The 16,292-nt window shown below is 70.2% G+C and carries 11 protein-coding genes and 1 pseudogene; 5 read left to right on the plus strand and 7 right to left on the minus strand.

The genetic code is table 11. The features are described from left to right. Positions 1-27: 27 nt before the first annotated feature. The 4 genes from rph to IE325_RS01395 form a co-directional block, all read right to left on the minus strand. Entirely contained in the window at positions 28-2,628 is a 2,601-nt protein-coding gene (rph, locus tag IE325_RS01380; RefSeq protein ID WP_190067768.1) for a rifamycin-inactivating phosphotransferase, read from the minus strand. 203 nt (positions 2,629-2,831) lie between these two features. Then, complete coding sequence (gene fusA, locus IE325_RS01385; RefSeq protein WP_190067769.1) at positions 2,832-4,880, minus strand: elongation factor G; 2,049 nt, start codon at positions 4,878-4,880, stop codon at positions 2,832-2,834. Positions 4,881-5,281: 401 nt separating this feature from the next. Then, positions 5,282-5,482, minus strand: a complete 201-nt coding sequence (locus tag IE325_RS01390) for a ferredoxin (protein WP_190067770.1) — start codon at positions 5,480-5,482, stop codon at positions 5,282-5,284. Positions 5,483-5,513: 31 nt separating this feature from the next. Further along, positions 5,514-6,731 carry a cytochrome P450 gene (locus IE325_RS01395; RefSeq protein WP_190067771.1) on the minus strand — a complete coding sequence of 406 codons (1,218 nt, stop codon included), beginning with the start codon at positions 6,729-6,731 and terminating at the stop codon, positions 5,514-5,516. A 213-nt stretch (positions 6,732-6,944) separates the two neighbouring features. On the opposite strand from IE325_RS01395, the gene IE325_RS01400 reads away from it, so the two are divergent. Then, a complete protein-coding gene (locus IE325_RS01400; RefSeq protein ID WP_190067772.1) occupies positions 6,945-7,418 on the plus strand; it encodes a MarR family winged helix-turn-helix transcriptional regulator in 474 nt (157 codons plus the stop codon). A gap of 9 nt (positions 7,419-7,427) precedes the next feature. Here IE325_RS01400 and IE325_RS01405 read toward each other — a convergent pair whose 3' ends face one another. The 3 genes from IE325_RS01405 to IE325_RS01415 form a co-directional block, all read right to left on the minus strand. After that, positions 7,428-7,793, minus strand: coding sequence for an iron chaperone (locus tag IE325_RS01405; RefSeq protein ID WP_190067773.1), 366 nt, complete (start codon positions 7,791-7,793; stop codon positions 7,428-7,430). Between the two features lie 163 nt (positions 7,794-7,956). Further along, entirely contained in the window at positions 7,957-8,571 is a 615-nt protein-coding gene (locus tag IE325_RS01410; RefSeq protein ID WP_190067774.1) for a succinylglutamate desuccinylase/aspartoacylase family protein, read from the minus strand. Between the two features lie 120 nt (positions 8,572-8,691). Continuing rightward, positions 8,692-11,718: an aminotransferase class III-fold pyridoxal phosphate-dependent enzyme gene (locus IE325_RS01415; RefSeq protein WP_190067775.1), complete on the minus strand. Its 3,027-nt coding sequence runs from the start codon at positions 11,716-11,718 to the stop codon at positions 8,692-8,694. 527 nt (positions 11,719-12,245) lie between these two features. Here IE325_RS01415 and IE325_RS01420 point away from each other — a divergent pair. The 4 genes and pseudogenes from IE325_RS01420 to IE325_RS46940 form a co-directional block, all read left to right on the plus strand. Further along, positions 12,246-13,463, plus strand: a complete 1,218-nt coding sequence (locus IE325_RS01420) for an RsbRD N-terminal domain-containing protein (protein WP_190067776.1) — start codon at positions 12,246-12,248, stop codon at positions 13,461-13,463. Between the two features lie 526 nt (positions 13,464-13,989). Beyond that, positions 13,990-14,658, plus strand: a complete 669-nt coding sequence (locus tag IE325_RS01425; RefSeq protein WP_190067777.1) for a haloacid dehalogenase type II — start codon at positions 13,990-13,992, stop codon at positions 14,656-14,658. Positions 14,659-14,729: 71 nt separating this feature from the next. Next, positions 14,730-16,019, plus strand: coding sequence for an NAD(P)/FAD-dependent oxidoreductase (locus IE325_RS01430; protein WP_190067778.1), 1,290 nt, complete (start codon positions 14,730-14,732; stop codon positions 16,017-16,019). 137 nt (positions 16,020-16,156) lie between these two features. Continuing rightward, positions 16,157-16,255 (plus strand): annotated as a pseudogene (locus IE325_RS46940) (DUF6817 domain-containing protein); the annotation flags it as partial. Positions 16,256-16,292 lie beyond the last annotated feature (37 nt).

The following is a 16,292-nucleotide window of genomic DNA, read 5'->3' on the forward strand; positions in this document are numbered from 1 at the left end:
CGGGGAGAGCAATGGCGAATCACCGGTTCAGGGCAGGATCTCGACGTATCCGTCGGTTCCGTGGACGCGGATCCGCCGGCCGTCCATGATCCGCCGGGTGGCCTGCTCCACGCCGACGACGGCGGGCAGTCCGTACTCCCGGGCGATCACCGCGCCATGGGTCATCAGGCCGCCCACCTCCGTCACCAGACCCGCGATTCCGACGAACAGCGGCGACCAGCTGGGGTCGGTGAAGGGCGTGACCAGGATGTCGCCCGCTTCGAGGTCGGCCTCCGCCATGTCGAGGATGACGCGGGCCCTGCCCTCGACGGTCCCGGCGGACACCGGCAGGCCGACCAGGGCGCCGTCCGGCACGTCGTCGCGCCGGTATGCCCCGGTGAGGGCCTCGCCGTCCGAGGTGAGGACCCGGGGCGGGGTGAGCGCGTGGTACGAACGGAACGCTTCCTCGCGCTCCTGGACGAGCCGGTCGTCCACGTGGTTCGAGCTCACGGCGTCGCGGAGTTCCTGGAACGTGAGGTAGAAGGCGTCCTCCGCCCGGGCGAGCACCCCGGCCCGCGCGAGACGCCCGGCCTCCCTCAGCAGGGCCTGCTTGTAGACGAAGTAGCGGCTGATGATCCCGTACTTCGGGTACTCGCGGTAGCCGATGAAGGTCCTGACCCGGTCGATCATCCGCTTGGTCTCGTCGGCCTTGTGCTCACCGTCCGGCAGGGCGCGCAGGCGGGACAGCACGTCCTGTTCCTTCTGCTCCGCCTTCCGCCGCCCCTGCTCGAAGCGGCGCCCGGCGGCGCCCGGTTCGAAGTTCCTGACGTTGTCGAGGATCACCGGCACCAGCGTGCTGGGCCGCTCGCGCCAGCGTGGCCTCGTGATGTCGATCTCGCCGACGCAGCGCATGCCGTACAGGTCGAGGTAGGACTCGATGGCGTCGCGCGCCCCGGTCCCGCCCGGGAGCTTCGCCAGCTCGTCCAGGAAGCCGTCGTCCTCGACGCCCTGGAGGAACGCCACCAGCTCCGGGTGCGGGCGGATCACGTCGGCGACGTCGAGCAGCGCAAGTCCCATCTCCGAGGTGATGTTGCCGGGGGCGGACAGGGTGAGGGTGTCCGCCGCGTTCTTCTCGCCCAGCCACTCCAGCAGGTTGTCGTTGAGCCACCAGGTGGCCTCCATGCCGGCCATGATCGCCTGCATGCTCAGCGGGTCGCTCAGGACGCGCTTGTGCTCCTCGAAGGCCTCCAGCAGGAAGTCGAACAGCGCCGGTCCGGTCTTCGTCCGGATGTCGCGCTCCAGGGCGGCGATCGATGTCCGGCTGCGTTCGACCAGCTCGGTGACGACGGCCGGATCGTTCTCGATGGGGGCGGCGGGCGCACCGCCGGCCGGTGGCCCGCCGGGGCTCGTGTCCGGGAGCGTCGGGACGAAGTCGTCGTGGTCGAGGACGGTCTCCAGCGCGTCCCTGATCAGCGGGTCGCCCCGGCCCAGCACATCCAGGAGACCGGCGCGGCTCGCGGTCGAGGCCAGGCGCGGGGTGACGTCGACGAACAGCCGTCCGGCGGCCTCGTGCATCGGCACCATGGCGGTCAGCTGCCACATGGAGTGGCCCAGGGGCTTCATCGGGTCGGTCATCATCTGCCCGTGACCGACGGAGACGTAGACGTGGTTCTCCTGGTCGCCGCTCTCGGGGACGGGGAACAGGGTCGTGATCGGCCTGCTCTGCACGACCTGGAAGCCGCCGTCGACCAGGCACCATTCGATGTCCTGCGGGCGGCCGAAGTGCGCCTCGATCCGCCGCCCGAGCGCCACGAGTTCCACGGCCTGCGCGTCCGTCAGCGCCGGCTGCTCCTGCCGCCGCGCGTCGATCGCCACTTCCCGCGTGCCGCCGTCCGGCAGGGCCTCGACGGCACGCTGCTTGGCGGCGATCGTCCTCTCGACGACCTCGCCGTCGCGCACCTTGAAGACGTCCGGGTTCACCAGGCCGGAGACCAGGGCCTCGCCGAGGCCGAAACCGGCGTCCACGGTGGCGACCTTCCGGTTGCCCGTGACGGGGTCGGCCGTGAACAGGATGCCGGAGGCCTGCGGGAAGACCATCCGCTGCACGACCACGGCCATGTGGACCGTACGGTCGTCGATGCCGTTACGGCGGCGGTACGTCACCGCCCGCTCGGTGAACAGCGAGGCCCAGCACCGGCTGATGTGCCGGAGGATCTCGGCCCGCCCCACGACGTTCAGGTAGGTGTCCTGCTGGCCGGCGAAGGACGCCGTCGGCAGGTCCTCCGCCGTCGCGCTGGATCGCACGGCGTAGGCGGCCCCCTCGTCGAGCCCGGCGAGCGCGCCGATGACGGCCGTCACGACATCGTCCGGGACGGCGGTCTCCTCGATGGCCCGGCGGATCTGCGCGCTGAGCGTGCCGATCGCCTCCCGGTCCTCGGGGTTCACCCGCGCCAGCCGGTCGAGCCGCTCGTCGATCGACGGCGTCTGCGCCACGACCCGCCGGAAGGCGTCCGTCGTCACACAGAAGCCGACCGGCACACGGACGCCCTCGATCCGCGACAGCCCTCCGAGGTGCGCGGCCTTGCCGCCGACGACCGCCACCTGCGACTCGTCGATCTCCTGAAGAACCAACACGTACTGCTCAGTCAACGCGATACCTCCGGGGCGGCCGTGCTCGGCCGGGCAGGGCTTGTGATGCCAGGTTGTGCCATCGGCGGACGATTCTGCGCCGTGACCCGGGCCTTGTGGCAAGCCCCCCAGTGCGCTATACGTTGAGAGTGGCAGGGAGAGAGTTCTCCTTGCCCCTTTCTTTTTCGGGGGCGGCCCCACCCCCCNGGGCCCGCCCCTGTCACTCACCGGGCCGGTGCCGTCACCGGTGCCGGTGCGTAGCCGGTCGGACGGGCCGTGAAGGTGCCCCGGCCCTGGGTCCGGCTGCGCAGCCGCGTCGCATAGCCGAAGAGCTCGGCCAGCGGCACGGTCGCCGTCACGACCGTCGCGCCCGCCCGGGTCACCGAGCCCGAGACCCGGCCGCGTCGTGCCGCCAGGTCGCCGAGCACGGTGCCGACGGCGTCCTCCGGCACGGTGACCGTGACCTCGACGACCGGCTCCAGCAGCACCATCGCGCAGGAGCGCAGGGCGTCGCGCAGGCCGAGGCGGCCGGCCGTGCGGAAGGCGGTGTCGGAGGAGTCCTTCACATGGGTCGCCCCGTCGGTGAGGGTGACCCGCAGCCCGGTCACCGGGTGACCGCCGAGGGGGCCCTCGGCGAGGGCGTCCCGGCAGCCGGCCTCCACAGCACGGACGTACTCCTGCGGCACCCGGCCGCCGACCACGGCCGAGCGGAACTCGAAGCCGGACCCCTTCTCCAGGGCCTCGACGTCGAGCACGACATGCGCGAACTGGCCCGCCCCGCCGTCCTGTTTGACGTGCCGGAAGACGAAGCCGGTCACGCCACGGCCGACGGTCTCGCGGTACGACACCCTGGGGCGGCCGACGTTGACGTCCAGGCCGGCCTCCCGCCGGATCTTCTCCACCGCGACCTCCAGATGCAGTTCACCCATGCCGGACAGCAGCGTCTGCCCGGTCTCGGCGTCGGTCCGCACGACGAGCGACGGGTCCTCCTCCGCCAGCCGGGCCAGCGCGGTGGCCAGCCGGTCGGTGTCCGTGGACCTGCGGGCCTCGACCGCGACCGACACCACCGGGTCGGCGACGCCGGGCGGTTCGAGGACGAGCGGCGCGTTCGGCGCGCACAGCGTGGAGCCCGCGCGGGCCGACTTCAGACCGACCACGGCCACGATGTCCCCGGCGACGGCCCGGTCCACCTGGGCGTGCCGGTCGGCCTGCACCCGCAGGATCCGTCCGATCCGCTCGGTGCGTCCGGCGGTCGCGTCCAGCACCGTGTCCCCCTTCCCGATCGTTCCCGAGTACACCCGCAGATAGGTCAGCCGCCCGGTCGGCGTCGCGCTCACCTTGAACGCCAGCCCCGCGAACGGCGCCGCCGGATCGGCGGACCGCTCCTCGTCGGCGCCGTCGCGCATACCGCGTACGGCAGGCACATCGAGCGGTGACGGCAGGTATGCCACGACCGCCTCGAGCAACGGCTCCACACCACGGTTGCGGTAGGCAGAGCCGCACAGCACGACCACGCCGTCGCCGGTGCGCGTCAGCTCGCGCAGTGCGACTGTCAGGGTCTCCGGTGAGAGGGTCGACTTTGCGCAGAACTCGTCCAGCGCACCCGCGTGCAGTTCGGCGACGGCCTCCTCCAGCGACCGCCGACGCCGCTGCGCCTCCTCACGCAGCTTTCCGGGCACTTCTTCCTCGACGAAGGTGTCGGCGCCGTCTGCCCAGACCAGCGCCCGCATCCGTACGAGGTCCACGACACCGCGGAAGCCGTCCTCCGCGCCGATGGGCAACTGCACGACCAGCGGCGTCGGATGGAGCCGTTCCCTGATCGACTCGACGGCCCTGTCGAGGTCCGCTCCGGCGCGGTCCAGCTTGTTGACGAAGGCGATCCTCGGCACACCGTGCCGGTCCGCCTGCCGCCACACGGACTCGCTCTGCGGTTCCACGCCGGCGACGGCGTCGAACACGGCGACCGCGCCGTCCAGTACGCGCAGGGCACGCTCGACCTCGTCGGCGAAGTCGACGTGGCCGGGGGTGTCGATGAGGTTGATGCGGTGACCGTCCCAGGCGCAGCTCACGGCCGCGGCGAAGATGGTGATGCCCCGGTCGCGTTCCTGCGGGTCGAAGTCGGTGACGGTCGTGCCGTCGTGGACCTCGCCGCGCTTGTGCGTGGTGCCGGTGGCGAACAGGATCCGCTCGGTGACGGTGGTCTTGCCCGCGTCGACGTGGGCGAGGATGCCGAGGTTGCGGATGACGGCGAGGGTGTTGAGGTCGGTGCGCACGGCCCTTGGCCTTTCGGATGTTCCGGAAACGGAAAGGGGTCAGCGCGATTCCCGGACGGTGGTGCGTCGGCGCACACGGGCACGACCTGCCGCCCGTCAGGAACGGGTCAGGACAGGGAAGTTCTTTCGGGGTGCTCGGGCGCTGTCAGAGGCTCGTCACGGGCATCCGGTACCGGCCGCGCAGCGGGCACCGGGCGGACGAGGACACGAGGATCACCTCGTACCGGCAGGGGGAGACGACGAAAGCGGTGCGGTCAGGCACGGCCCGGCTCCCCTCGACTCGTCACGATGAAGCGCCGCCGAACGGAGGGGCGGCGCGTGATGATGTGGCGAGTGTAGGGAGCCGGGCCGTGCCGAGGCACGCGATTTTTCAGCGAGGCGGTGGGCCCCGGCGTGAGGGGCTACTCGTCGTCGTCGATGGTGATGGCGGCCGCGGGGCAGACGGCGGCCGCCTCGCGGGTGGCGGCGTGTTCCTGCGCCGCGGGGCTGGGGTCGAGCAGGGTGACGATGCCGTCCTCGTCACGCTGGTCGAAGACCTCGGGTGCGATCAGCACGCACTGTCCGGCGCCGCAGCACCGGTCCTGATCCACATGGACTTTCACCGCTGTCGCCTTCCTTCTCCCGCCGTTCCGGTCACCACCGCACGGGCACCGTGCTCAGCCCGCCGACGAGGAGTCCCTCGACCCGCCGCAACTCGTCGACGCCGACGTCCAGTCGCAGGGTCGGCAGCTTGCGGAGCAGCACGTCGAGGGTGACCTGGAGTTCGGTGCGCGCGAGGCTCTGGCCGAGGCACGAGTGCGGGCCGGAGCCGAACGTCAGATGCGGGTTCGGGGACCGGGACAGCAGCATGTCGTCGGCGTCGTCGAAGACCCGCTCGTCCCGGTTGGCGGCGGGCATGCTGCACACCACGGTCGTGCCGCTCGGCAGCAACTCGCCGTCGACCTCGACGTCCTCGGTGAGATAACGCCGGATCCCGAAGCCGAGGTTGGCGTCGAAGCGCAGGGCCTCGTCGACCGCGGTGCGCACGAGGGTGGGGTCGGCCAGCAGCCGCTCCCAACGGGTGCGGTCGGCGAGCAGCATGGCGACCATCTTGCCGATCATGTTGGCGGTGGTCTCGTGCCCGGCGACGAGCAGCCCCATGGCGGTGCCGAGCAGTTCGTCGTCGGTCAGCCCCTGCCCCTCCCCCTCGCTCTCCTTGATCACCATGCTGATCAGGTCGTCACCGGGTTCGGTGCGCGTCACCGCGATGTGCGCCGCCATGTACTCGGCGAACTCGTCGTACGCCGCCCGGGTCTGCTCGCCGGTGTAGCGGCTGACGTTGAGGAAGGCGTCGGACCAGTGCGAGAAGCGGTCCCGGTCGGCGGCGGGGACACCCAGGATGTCGCAGATGACGTAGACGGGCAGCGGGAAGCCGAGGCCTGCCTTGAGGTCGGCGGGCTGTCCCTGCCGGACCACGTCGTCGACGAGGCCCTCGGCGGTGCGCACCATGCCGGGGCGCAGGGCGGTCATGCGCTTGGCGGTGAAGTACTTGCCCACCTGCCGCCGCCAACGCAGGTGCGGCTCGCCGCGGTCGGGAAGGGCCAGGGGCGAACTCCCGTCCGCGGCGGGACCACCGGCCCCTTCGGGCGCGATACGGGCGGCACCCGCGTCCTCGGCGGTCGGCCGGACGAAACGGGGGTCGGCCAGCAGTGCTTTGACGTGGTCGTAGCGCGTCAGATAGGTCGCCTTGTCACCGCTGGGCAGTTCGACGGTGGCCACCGGACACCGACTGCGCAGTCGCTCCCAATCGGCGGGCGGCTCCAACGGGTTGTCACTGGGCAGAGGCAGCCTGAGCAGGTCGTTCTCGCGCATCTGTCATCACCTTGGGTGGGGGGACGTGCGTGTGGGGGGGGGAGGGAGAGGCGGGTGAGCGACGCGGAAGCGTTCACAGCACGCACGCTACGCACGTGGTGCATCATGCATCAAGAGTGCATGATGCACTTTCGATGTATGGCGCAATCCGACCGTAGGGTGAGGGCTTCGGGGAGTCGGGGACCCGGCCGTGCGGCCGGGAAGGAGGTCGGCATGGATGCCCGAGGGGCCGCGGAACGCATCGAGCGTGAACTGCTGATCCTCACCCGCCACAAGGAGATGCGGGCGCCGCGGGGCCCGCGCGGCGGCGACCCACTGGACCAGAGCGCCTACGTCCTGCTCAACAGACTCGAGGCCCAGGGCCCCATGTCCATCCCGGACTTCGTCGAGGCCTTCGGACTCGCGGCGTCCACGTTCACCCGCCAGACCTCGGCCCTGCTGCGCAACGGCCTGGTGGAGCGGACCCTCGACCCGACCGGCGGCGTCGCCCGCAAGTTCCGCATCACGGACGAGGGCCTGAGGCTCCTGTCCGAGCAGCGCGCCGGCATCGTCACCGGCCTGTCGACGGTCGTGGCCGACTGGACGCCTGAGCGGCTGGGGCGGTTCATCGCCGATCTACGTCAGTTCAACACCGACATCGAACGCATCACGGGGCGGCCCTGGCCGAGGAACCCGGACGACGACTGAGCCGGCGCGTCAGCAGATCGGGCCGGGTCCGCTCGCGGTGGCCCGCAGCAGATCCCGGACCAGCTCGAAGTCGATCTTCTCCGGCTTACGGAAGCGCAGGCAGCCCTTGCCCATGTCCTGTTCGGCCAGCCGCTCCTCGAACGCGTCCCGGACATCGGTGCGCATCAGATAGAAGGAGATGTACTGCCGCTGGCTCGCGAACGCGATCTCGGGCTCACCGTCACGCTGGTAGGTGGGCATCCCGTACTTCATGTCCTCGCTGAACCCCTGAAGCTCCGCGCGGCACAGCTCCCTGAGCTTCGTCAGGGCCTCCGCGCGCTCGGGCTGCACCTCGGCGAGATAGGCGTCGACATCGTCCGCCGTGCTGTGCACCATGCGGTGAGGCTAAGCCCAGCGACGGCACCGATCAATGAGCCGTACGAACGACTGATGCGGGCCGGGGAAATCCTCGGCCCGCATCAGCTGGAAACGAGAGCATGCACACGCAATTATTTTGATGGACGCGCATCCTCGAATCAGTGGGCGGGCATGCGGCCCGTCAGTGGTGCGGGGCAGCGATGGCGGCGAGTTCCGTGCCGGGGCGGACGGAGAGCCCGTTCATGCCGTAGATGATCGTTCCGGTGGCGGTGGCGGTGACCTTGTGCTCGGTGCCGTCGATCGGGTCGATGATGCGGCCGATGGTCTGCCCCTCGGTCACCTCGTCACCGGTGACCGCGTCGGGGTACCAGAGGCCTGCGGCCGGAGATTCGACCTCGCCCGTCCAGATCCAGTCGCGTGGCGGTACGGTCACCGGTGCGAGGTCCTGCGGCGCCTCGATGACACCGAGGTGGTGCAGGATCCGGTACAGGGCGTCGAGGAGCCTGCGCACGGTGACGGGGTCGCGGTCGCCGAGTTGCCCGGTCTCGACGAGGATCGCGGGGACGCCCTGCCGGTTCGCCGCGGCGTGGCTGTTGCCGCCGTCCGGGCTGGTGCCGAAGATGACCCACTCGTATCCGACCGCGTGGGCCATTCCCCCCAGCGGGGAGATGTTGAGCCTGCCCCCGTAAACGGCCGGGGGATTTGCCACAGGGCAGATCACCACCTGGCCGGCGATGCCGTCCGGTTCCAGCAGCCGGCCGGGCCCGGCCCGCAGCACGCCGATGGTCAGGGTCATGACTTACCTCGTTCGGACAGGCGAGAACCTGCAGCCCTGTCCGGAGAAGCCGGCCGGCAGGGAACTTCTCGCGTTGCGCGGGCCCCTCTCGTTCACTGCCTCCGTGGACGGTTGCCCGTCTCAGGACTGGACGGCCGAGCGCAGTTCGGGCAGGGACAGGACCTCGTCCAGCGCGTCGACGTAGAGATCCACGTGCTCGCGGCGGAAGGTCATGGGCGGTTTGATCTTCAGTACGTTGTCGTGCACGCCATTGGGGAAGACGATGACGCCTCGCTCCTTCATGAGCTCGGTGACCATGAAGGCCTGCTCCGTGGCCGGCGTTTTGGTGGTGCGGTCACGGACCAGTTCGACGCCGAGGTAGAGCCCTTGTGCCCGCACGTCGCCGATGAGCGGTTGGCGCCGCTGGAGCTCGCGCAGTGACTGGGCGAAGTACCCGCCCACGCTCACGGCGTTCTCCCTCAGCCCGTCCTGCTCGACGATGTCGAGCACGGCCTCGCCGATCGCGCAGGAGACCGGGTTGCCGCCGAAGGTGTTGAAGTACTTCATGCCCGTGTCGAACGCGTCGGCGATCTCCCGAGTCGTGACCACCGCCGCGAGGGGGTGCCCGTTCCCGAGCGGCTTGCCCATCGTGACGATGTCCGGGACCACCCCCTGGAGCTCGAACCCCCACCAGGGCCCGAGTCGTCCGACGCCGACCTGGACCTCGTCGGAGATGCACAGGGCGCCCGCCCGCCTGGCAGCGGTGAACACGCCATCGAGGTAGCCGTCGGGGAACACGATGTTCCCACCCGATCCCATCAGGGACTCGGCGATGAAGGCGGCTGGGGCTCGGCCGTCGGCCGAGATCCGCTCGATGACTGCCGCGGCGTCGCGCGCGTACTTGGCTCCGGCGTCCGCGTCGTCGTACCCGTAGGTGCCGCGGTAGCGGTCCGGGATGACGACCTCGTGGGTGGTGGCGGGTGCGCCGGCGCCGCCGGGGCCCTTGTAGCGGTTCGGGCTGATCCCGGTCACCACACCGGTGTTTCCGTGGTACGCGCCGTCGATGTTGACGATGTGCTGACGACCTGTCACCTGGCGGGCGATCCGCAGCGCCAGGTCGTTCGCCTCGCTGCCCGTGCACACGAGGAAGACGACCTCGAGCGGGTCGGGCAGGGTGGCTACCAACTTCTGCACGTAGCTGGCGATCTGCGGGTAGACGAAACGGCTGTTGGTGTTGAGCTTGCGCAGCTGCCGGGTGGCGGCGGCCGTCACCCGTGGCTCGGCATGGCCGACGTGGGTGACGTTGTTCAGCGAGTCCAGGTAGGCCAGGCCGTCCTCGTCGTGGAACCACACGTCCCGCCCACGCACCAGGTTCATGGGGTTGCGGTAGTAGTTGCGCTGGGAGCGGGCGATGTGGCGACGGCGCACTGAGACGAGGTCGTCGATGGTGGGGGCCGCGGCGGGGGACTCGGTGAACCCGAGGAGCCGGGCGGGGTCGGGTGACAGGTGGCTCCACACCTGCCGTACGGAGGGCGGCACGGCACGAGGCGGCGGCCACGTGGCCATCCGTGCGGTGCGGTGGACCTGCACCTGGACGCGGGGGCCGAGCGGGTCCGTCTCATCGCTCGCGCCGGCGCGTCCCAAGGGCGCCCCGGCCGGGACTCCCGCCCCGACAGGCGGCGAGTCGTCGAGTCCCCACCAGCACGTCCAGAACTCCAGCCCCTCGACCGCATGGCGCAGCACCAACGGCATACCGGGGCCACCCTGGGCCTCGACGACGCCGGACAGCGGGCTGGCAACTTCCTCGGCGTCTGCCACGATCAGCGAGCCGCCGACCTGAACCGTCGCGGGCTCGTCGGCTCCTGGGCGGCGCCGGCCCCCCAGGAGCAGCGATGCGCTGAGGTGGGGCACGTAGCCCCGCCGCCGCCGGCCGTCGAGGGCGTCGTCGATGCGCACACGCACCGCACTCGCATCGTGCCAGTCGACGTCGTCGTAAAGATCACTTGCCGGTCGCAGGTCGAGCAGCCGCGGGGCCGGTGTGTGCGGGGCACCGTCTCGGGCCGCCTCTGCCAAGACCCCTTCCAAAGCCCCCTGCTCCGGCGTCCGGGGGAGTCCACAGGCGACCCGGAACGTCGCCTCGGCGACGTCGGGGCAGACCGCGGCCACCTGCGCGATCGTCGGCCAGGTGTGTTGCACGCGGGTTCGCCCGTACGGCGTGTCGCTCTCGGCGACCCGGCGCGTCCACGTCACGGCGTTCATGCACAGCCGGGCGGCCGCCAACGGATAGACAGCCGCCAGCTCCTCCGCCGTGAGGGGGAGCACCGAGTGGAAGCCGGCCACGACTTCGGCCGCCGCGGCGAGGGGGTCGGCCTTGCGGACCATGGCGTAGCCCGCCGCGATCGCCACCTCCGCCGCGCGCACACTGTAGAGCGAGTCGCCCAGGTCGACGATGCCCGAGATCCGCAGCACCCCGTCCTCGTCGGCGTCGGCCAGAACGTTGGCGTCGTTGAGATCCTGGTGCAGGACGCTCCGCGGCAGTCGGTCCAAGGCCGGCAGGAGATCGTCGTACCAGCCCATGATCGTGCGCACCGACTCCCGCCGGTCCGTGTCCTGTACGGCGTGCAGCGACGCCTCGACGATCTCGGCGGCCCTGCGCATGTCCCAGTCGTGCGGTTCCAGGCCCACCGGTGGCTCCATGCTGGAGAGTCCGAGGCTCAGCCGTCCAGCGGCTTCTCCCAGCTGACGCAGAAGCGCCGCGGGGTGGTCGTCGAGCTCCGCCAGGACCCGGCCCTCAAGCCAGCTCATCACGCGGATCACGTGCGTTCGGCCCTCGTGGACGACGTCGGCAAGGTACTTCCCCTCGCGTGTCGGGACCAGTCGTGGCACCGGAAGGTCGGGAACGGTGGAGGCCAGATGCCGGAAGAGTGCGTTCTGCCAGAGGACGTCGGCCGAGTCCGGCTCCGCGCGGGTGACCCGTACGAAGTAGCGCATGCCGTCATCGCCGGTGATCCGGACGTTCTGGTCGACCTCCCCTCCCAGTGGGTGCTGGACATATCCCTCGAGTCCGAAGGACTGCCGCAGCACGTCATCGAGGAGCGAGCCCGGCAGTTGGCCGGTGTGACCGGGGATGGCCGTTCCGTCCTGGCCGGTGGTGGTCGCTGAGGTCATCGGTGCGTTCTCTCTCTCGTCGTCAGGTCACTCATCACCGTGGGCCTGCGTCACTACGCTCGGGTCGATGCGGCTCCTGGGAGGAGGGGGCAGGGCTGGGCTGCCGCCGCTGAGTCTCGATCGCTTCAGGGGTTGCGCAGATCTCCTCGCCGCGCCGAGTTGCGCGACCACGTCGACGACAGGCAGGGCCAGGCGAACTCCCCCGTCTCGTACTCCTCGATGTACCGCTGCAGGGGCCCGCGACGTTCTGGTCCTCGACCCTCGCCTTGAGCTCCTCGTAGTCTGTGGAAGTCCTGGGGTGGTCTCGATCCCGCTCTGCCTCGAGCCCTCTCCAACCCGAGGTGACGCGTCAAAATGAAACCCCGCGGAGAATCCGGCAACAAGGGACGCGAGGCCGCGACATCGACCCCGTATTTTGTGCCTGTGCACAATTTCTGTCAGGGAGCCCCACCGGCATGTCAGCGGCATTTCCCGGAGACGGCCCCGTATCCGTCCGGTGACGGCTGTCGTCGGGAAAGGCGGTCCTCATGAGCGGCCCGGGACGCCGTCAGGGTGGGGCCCGCCACGACGCCGTGCAGGCGATCGCGCGCCAGCTCCTCGAGGAACGACTCGACGAACTGACCTCTCGTGCTCTCGAACAGCTGGAAGCCGGGGAGGCCGCCTACGCGTCGGCGGACTGGGACCCGGTCCAGAAACGGGAGGGGATGAGACGAACCCTCGAACTCGCCCTCACCCGGCTGGCCGGCGGTCCCGTGCCCCGGACGGTCTCGCGCGCCACCGAGGACGTGGGACGCGAGCGGGCGGAACAGGCGTTTCCCCTGACCGCTCTGATGCACTCCTTCCAGCTGGACCTCAGGACCCTGTGGGAGGCCGTGCTCGCGGAGGGGCGAGCACGTGGCATCAGCGCCGATCCCGACTTCCTCGACGGGTTGATCCGCGTCTGGGAGGCGACGGACGCCAACAGCGTCGAAGTCGTCGACGCCTACCGCCGCACCGAGCGCGACCTGGCGAGCCGTCGTACGGAGGTACGCAACCGCGCCTTCAGCCGCCTCGTCCTGGAAGGGGAGCACGATCCCTCCACGGTCGCCGAGGCCTCGACGTTGCTGGGCTTCTCCGAGCACGTCGCCCTGACCGTGGTCGTGGTCGAATCCGTTCCCACCGGGGACCCGGCTCTGTCCCAGGTCGACGATGCGCTGCGTCGGGGCGGCCTGCTGCGTCACTTCGGGTGGATGGGCGACGAACTCCTCGGCGTCATCCGCCACGGACGGTGCGATCAAGAGGCCATGCTTGCCATGCTCCGGCCGTTCGCTCCGTGGCGCTGCGGCATCGCGGAAGTCCCCGGGCTGGCGCTGACGGCACGGGGCATCCGGTTCGCACGGGCCGCGATCCGCAGCTCCGCGCAACCTGGAGTGCGACACGTGGAGGGCCACTGGGTCGGGGCGATCATGTCGGCGCAAGAGGAGCTCACCGGTGCGATGGCCACCGGCGTGCTGCGCCCACTCCTCGGGCTGCGCGACAGCGACAGCATCGTCGAGACCCTGCGCTGGTACCTCGACCTGGGCTCGGTCGCCGAGGTGGCCGCACGCACCTACCGTCACCGGAACACGGTGGGCAATCGCCTGCAGGCCGCGGAAGAGGCGACCGGGCTGAAGCTGTCCAGGCCGAACGACGCCGCCCGGCTGGTCCTCGCCCTGGCTTGGCTGGAGACGGACGCGGGCGCCCGCTTCCGGGCGACGGTGTACTGATCCACCGATTGCTGCCCTTCATGAGGCCGACGGCCTACGCGGCCGGCAGCCCGGTCACGCCGCCGGGCGGCAGCGGCAATCGGCGGCAGTTCGTACCGGAGCCGCTCGCGGTGCCGCTCAGAGACTCAGCCGGTTCGGGCGGGAGCCGCACCAGGTTCCTGACAGGAAATTGTGCACAGGCACAAAATACGCGGTCGATCTCGCGGCCTCACGTCCCTTGTTGCCGGATTCTCCACGGTGCTTCACTGACGCATCACCTCGGGTTGGAGAAAGGCTCATCGCACTCGGAGCAGTAATGGTGCTGCCGCCGACCACCTGATCAGCATTCACCGTCCCCGGCCCTGTCCGGGGGCTCGTCCTCCAGCGGCGGCCCCTCGGGCTCCCAGCCCGCATCCCCCCAAACAGGTCGCCGCCAACGTAGCGGCCGCCTCCTGAACCCCCGATGCGGCGGACCTGACCGCACTCGACGAAATCGTGACTCCCGACGAACAGGGTGTCTGATATGCCCGGAAAGAGGTTGAACACCATGCGTCAGATCGTCACCTTCGATGCCTACGGCACCCTGGTCGACTTCCAGCTCGGCCCCACCACCCTGAAGGTCCTGGCCGACCGGCTGGACCTGGACGGCCTGAACGTCGACGAGTTCCTCGACGACTTCCGCGTCATGCGGTTCCAGGCCGTCCTGGAGGCCTACCGCCCATTCCGCGAGTTGCTGCCCTCCAGCCTGGAGGCAGCCATGCGTCTGCACGGCCTGGAGTACCGGAAGTCCGACGGCGAGGCCCTGGTCGCGGCCGTGCCCACCTTCGGTCCCCACCCCGAGGTCCCGGCCGCCCTGCGGGCACTGAAGTCCCGGTACGAGATCGCCATCATCTCCAACACGGACGACGACCTCATCGCCCAGAACGTGGCCAACATGGGCGTCGAGTTCGACCATGTCATCACCGCCCAGCAGGCAGGCGCCTACAAGCCGGATCGTCAGGCCTTCGAGTATGCCTTCCAGACCATGGGCGTCGAGCCGTCGCAGGTCATCCACGTCGCCCAGGGCTGGGAGTACGACCTCATCCCCACCCGCGATCTCGGCCTCGCTCGCCGCGTGTGGATCAACCGCTACGAATTCCACAGCGGCAGCGCCGACTACCAGCCCTACGACGAGCTGCCCGACCTGTCCGGCCTGCCGGCCCTGCTCGGCTGCTGACACCACGGCGACACGGCGACACGGCGACACGGCGACACGGCGACACAGGATAAGAACGCAAAGGACGCGCCATGAAGCAGATCCCCTACTGGCTCGACACCGCTCCCGCCCTGCCCGACCGGTCCGGAAAGGACCTGCCGGACGAGGCCGACGTGGTGGTCATCGGCGGCGGCCTCACCGGACTGTCCACCGCCTACCACGCCGCCCGCAAGGGCGCCCGGGTCGTCCTCGTCGAGAAGGACAAGGTCGGCTCGGGCGCCTCAGGGCGCAACGGCAGTCACTGCAACCCCGGCATCACCATCAGCCCGACCGAGGCGCGCAAGCGCTACGGGATGGAGCGCGCCCGTGAGATCTACGATGCGTTCCGCGACGCGGTGGACCTCGTCGAGGAGCTCGCGGTCAAGGAGAAGATCGACTGCGACTTCCACCGTGCCGGGCGCCTCGGCGTCGCCTTCAAGCCCCAGCACTTCGACGCCATGCGGGCCAAGCAGCGCGATCTGGCCGAGAACTACGGCCACGACACGGTATTGCTGACCAAGAACGAACTGCGCGCCGAACTCGGCTCGGACTACTACCACGGCGCCCTTCTCGACCCCCTCGGCGCGGCCCTGCATGTGGGCAAGTTCGTCCATGGCCTGGCCGAGGCCGCCGAACGCGCCGGTGCGGACATCCACGAACGGAACGCCGCCACGGGCCTGACGAGGACCCGCGGCGGCTTCCTCGTCGAGACCATGCACGGCCCCATCCGCGCCAAGCAGGTCATGGCGGCCACCGACGCCTACACCGACAAGGCGCTGCCCTGGTTCCGGAAGCGGCTGATCAACGTCGGCAGCTTCATCATCGTCACCGAGCCGCTCGGCGAGGCACGCGCTCGCGAGATCATTCCCAACGGGCGCCTGGTGGTCGACTCCAAGAACGTCGGCCATTACATCCGCCTCACCCCCGACAACCGCCTCGCCTTCGGTGGCCGGGCCCGTTTCGCGCCCTCCGACCCGGCCTCCGACGTGAAGAGCGGGGACGTCCTGAAGCGGGAGATGGCGGAGATCTTCCCGCAACTGGCGGGCGTCCGGGTCGACTACGTCTGGGGCGGCATGGTCGGCTTCTCCTGGGACCGCATCCCACACGCGGGTGAGGCCGAGGGGGCCAAGGGCCTGTACTACTCCATGGGGTACTGCGGTCATGGAGTCCAGATGGCCACGTACATGGGCCGGGCGGTCGCCGAGATGATGGACGGCAAGCCGGAGGCCAACCCCTTGCGTGACCTTGGCTTCCCCAAGGTTCCCGTGCCCTTCTACAACGGCACCGCCTGGTTCCTGCCGTTCGGCGGGGCGTACTACAAGGCCAAGGACCGGCTGCGCTGACCAACAGCGATTCATCGGAAGGGCCAGTGGCGGTGTCCGCCATAGGCAACGGCAACCCGTCCGGCGTCTTCTCGCGGTCCGGGCTCCGGGCGAAGGCACGGACGGGTGCCGACCCGAGCGACGGAAGGAGCCCGCCCGTGTCTGGCTTCCCCTGCGCATCCGCTCAGGCCGTTGCCTTCCTGCGCGATCTCGGTGCGGCGGAGCTCGTCCGTCCCGGAGGGAGCCTCCTCGCGCACCTCCAGCGCGTCCAGGAGCAGCTCGCGGCGTGGGGCG

The sequence above is a fragment of the Streptomyces lanatus genome, from assembly GCF_014655715.1.
Classification (GTDB): domain Bacteria; phylum Actinomycetota; class Actinomycetes; order Streptomycetales; family Streptomycetaceae; genus Streptomyces; species Streptomyces lanatus.